This window comes from Pseudonocardia sp., from assembly GCF_025465255.1.
Classification (GTDB): domain Bacteria; phylum Actinomycetota; class Actinomycetes; order Mycobacteriales; family Pseudonocardiaceae; genus Pseudonocardia.
This window is the reverse complement of the sequence record NZ_JAODNI010000079.1, coordinates 1-3748: the sequence shown is the minus strand read 5'-3', so window position 1 is coordinate 3748 and position 3748 is coordinate 1. Positions and strand designations below refer to the sequence as shown.

Annotated in this window: 3 protein-coding genes; all 3 read left to right on the top strand. The window is 76.4% G+C overall.

Features of this window, described 5'->3' with window-relative positions:
* The first annotated feature begins 474 nt into the window (after nt 1–474).
* A complete protein-coding gene (locus JWP64_RS08650; protein WP_297494287.1) occupies nt 475–1620 on the top strand; it encodes an acyl-CoA dehydrogenase in 1146 nt (381 codons plus the stop codon).
* An 82-nt stretch (nt 1621–1702) separates the two neighbouring features.
* Nucleotides 1703–3028, top strand: a complete 1326-nt coding sequence (locus tag JWP64_RS08645; RefSeq protein WP_297494285.1) for a PIG-L family deacetylase — start codon at nt 1703–1705, stop codon at nt 3026–3028.
* A partial coding sequence (locus JWP64_RS08640) for a glycosyltransferase (RefSeq protein ID WP_297494283.1) occupies nt 3025–3748 on the top strand: 724 nt, incomplete at its 3' end. The genes JWP64_RS08645 and JWP64_RS08640, both read left to right, overlap by 4 nt.

The following is a 3748-nucleotide window of genomic DNA, read 5'->3' as shown; positions in this document are numbered from 1 at the left end:
GCGGCAGCCGGGCCTCGGGCACCAACGACAAGGCGGGCTCGATGCTCAACGTGCAGCGCTGGACGAGCCCGCGCGCGATCAAGGAGACCATGGTGCCGCCGATCGGGCACACGTACCCGCACATGGGCTGACGCTCTTCTCACCGCGCTGGTCCGGCGGGCCGGCGGAACGCCTGCTCGGCCCGAGACCCTCTTGATCGCCGTGCGCGACCCCTCGCCGGCCGGCCGTGGCCGGTCCCGGGTCGCGAGCGGTGAGCACGGATCGCCGTGGCGCCGAACTCGGAGGACACGGCGACGGCCCGCGCCGAAGGGGCAGGCCGTCCTCCGAAGCTGTGCAGCCTGAACCGGCTCACCGCAACGGTGACGTCGATGCTTTCCGGAATCTTGGTCGACATGATCCGGGGGCACCACCCCGGCCCGGGGGCTCTGGACCCCACCGCCCGGACGTCTCCGGTGGCGGGCTTCCCGTCCCGCGGTGAAGATCGAGGGAGGCCGGCTCGGCCCGCAGCTCGGCGCACCGCTCGACCAGGAGATGTCCCTGTTCATGGAACCGGCCCCGTTCGCGCTCCTCGACCCGTCCGCGCCGCCGCCGTCCGGGGGTACCGCCCCCGAACGGCTCGCCGGCCTCCTCCGGGAGGGCGGGCTGGACCTACCCCGCCCCGGCCACGGTGCGACCGCCGCGCGGTGGGCGACACTCGCCCGCTGGGGCCGCTCCGACCTCCCTCTGGCCCGGCTCGCCGAGGGCCACGCGGACGCCGTCGCGATCCTCGACGACGCGGGCGGCACCCCCGAGCCCGGCATGCTCTACGGCGTGTGGGCCGCGCGGTCCGGGGGCACCGGCGGCGAGCTCACCGGCGGAGCCGGTGCCTGGAAGCTGCGGGGCACGGTGCGTTTCTGCTCCGGCGCGCACGACCTCGACCGGGCCCTGGTCGTCGCGTCCGGCCCGTCGGGCATGCGGCTGGTCGACGTGCGCCTCGACGACCCGGGCATCCGTCGGATCGACGACTCCTGGAACACGGCCGGGATGCGCGCCAGCGACACCCTGGACGTCGAGTTCCACGGTGTCGCCGTCGCGGACGACGCGCTGCTCGGCGACCCCGGTTTCTACACCGACCGGCCCGGCTTCTGGTGGGGTGGCGCGGGCGTGGCCGCGGTGTGGCTCGGTGGTGCCGCCGGGATCGTCGACGACCTGTTCGCCCTGCTCCGGGACCGTGGACCGGACCCCCACCAGCTCGCCCACGCCGGGGCCCTGCACGCCGGGTTGCAGGCCACGGACGCGCTGCTGGTCCGGACCGCGGAACAGATCGACGCGGACCCGAAGTCGGACCACCGGACGGCGGCGTGGACGGCGCGGGCCGTGGTCGAGCAGACCTGTCGCACGGTGCTGGACGTCGCCCCGCGGGTCGCCGGAGTAACGGCGCTGAGCCGAGGTGGGACGCTGGCTCAGCGGCTCGCCGACCTGGGCGTGTACGTCCGCCAGCACCACGGCGAACGCGACCTCGCGGCCCTCGGCGCAGCGGTTCTGGCCACCGGGGACCTCGCCACCCGGGACCTCGCCATCGGGGCCCCTGTGACGGAGAACCAGGGTGCGGGCGGGCGCGACGGATCGGCGGCCCGATGAGCGAGCTTGCGAGCGAACCATCGGGCAGCGCCCGCGCTGTGACGCCTCGCCCGGGACCGAGCTCGCGCAGCGAGGGAGAGCGATGAGCCGGGCCGTCGGCGGACCGACCGTGCCCGACCCGCTCGACGCGCCCGGCCTCTGGCGCGACGCGATCGACCACCACGCGCCCCGGACGATGAGCCCGCCGACCGGGCGGCTCGTGGTCGTCGCCGCCCACCCGGACGACGAGACCCTCGCCGCCGGCGGGTACGTGCGGGCCGCGCACGCCGCGGGCTGCGCGGTCGAGATCGTGATCGCGACGGACGGCGAGGGCGCGTTCCCGGACGCGACGGCCGCGGCCCAGGCCGCGCTCGGCCGCACCCGCCGCCGCGAGCTGGAGGACGCGCTCGGCGTCCTCGGCGCCGAGGACGTCCCGGTGCACTGGCTGGGCCTGCCGGACTCGGGCCTCGAGGAGGTGGAGTCGACGCTGGCCAAGGAGCTGGAACCGCTCCTGCGGCACGCCGACGCCTACCTTGCGCCCTGGTCCGGCGACCCGCACCCGGACCACGCCGCCGCCGGCCGGGCGGCGGCCGTCGCCGCGCCCGTCACCGCCCACGGCTGGGGCTACCCGATCTGGGCGCTCGCCTGGGAACGCCCGGACCAGGACCGAATCCCCTGGTCACGCGCCTACCTCCACGTCATGAGCGAAGCGGACCGGGCGGCCAAGCGCGCCGCGATCGGCCGCTTCACCTCGCAGCTGGAACCCGCGCCGGACGGCGGCCCGCCGATCCTGCCCCCCGAGGTGCTCCGGTTCTTCGACACCGAGCGCGAGCTGTTCTTCCGCGAGCCCCGGGCGACCAGCGCGCCCGCGGACCGCTTCGCGACCCTCTACTCCGGCGGCGACGGCGACCCCTGGCAGACCCGCACGAGCTGGTACGAGATCCGCAAGCGTGCGGTCCTGCTCGCCTGCCTGCCCCACGCCCGCTACACCCACGCCGCCGAGCCGGGATGCGGGACCGGGGCACTGACCCGCGAGCTCGCCGGCCGCTGCGACGCCGTCACCGCATCGGACTACACCGCGCAGGCCGTCGCCGCGACCGCCGAGGCGACGCGGGGACTCGCGGGTGTCACGGTCGAGCACCGGGCCCTGCCCGATCCCGCGGCGCTGCCCGCCGGGATCGACCTCGCCGTCCTCAGCGAGGTCCTCTACTACCTTTCCGCCGCCGACCTCGACGCCACCGTGGACCGGCTGGCGGACGCGGTCGTCGCGGGCGGGGACGTCCTCGTGGCGCACTGGCGCGGTTGGCCGGCGGAGGCCCCGCAGGACGCGGAGGCCACCCACCGACGGCTGCGCGAGGACCCCCGATTCGACATCCTGCTCGAGCACACGGACGCGGAGTTCCTGGTCCACGTGCTGCGCCGCCGGTGACGCGGATCGACGCCGTCGGGGTCGTCGTCCCGGCCCACGACGAGCAGGACCGGATCGGGGCCTGCCTCACGGCCGTGGTCGACGCGCTCGCCGCGCTTCCGGACCGGGTCGTCACGACGGTGTGCGTGGTGCTGGACCGCTGCTCCGACCGCACGGAGGACCGGGCCCGGGAGGCCGCCCGCCTTCCACTCGTCGACCTGGTCCCGAACCGGGTCCGGGTGACCGTCGGCGAGGTGCGCAACCGCGGCGTCGCCCGGCTGCTGGCCCGCCTCGGAGGCGTCCCCGCCGAACGGACCTGGCTGCTCAGCACCGACGCCGACACCGTCGTCCCGCGGACGTGGGCGCTCGATCACCTGCGACACGCGGACCGGGGCGCGGACGGCGTCGCGGGGCTGGTGGACCTCGACGACCCGGCCGCCCTCTCCCCGATCGCGCTCCGCCGCTACGCGCGGCTGATCGAGGCCGGGGCGGACGTCGGCGGCGGGCACGGGCACGCCTACGCGGCGAACCTCGGCGTCCGGGCGGCGTCCTTCCTGCGGGTCGGGGGCTTTCCGGCGGTCGCGCACGGCGAGGAGCACGCCCTGCTGGAACGACTGCGCGCGCACGGGCACCGGGTCGTCTCCCCGTCGGACGTCCGGGCCCGCACCTCCGCCCGTCGCCGGGGCCGGGCGGTGGGCGGGCTGGCGGACCTGCTGGACAGCCTGCACGAGCTGCCCGCGT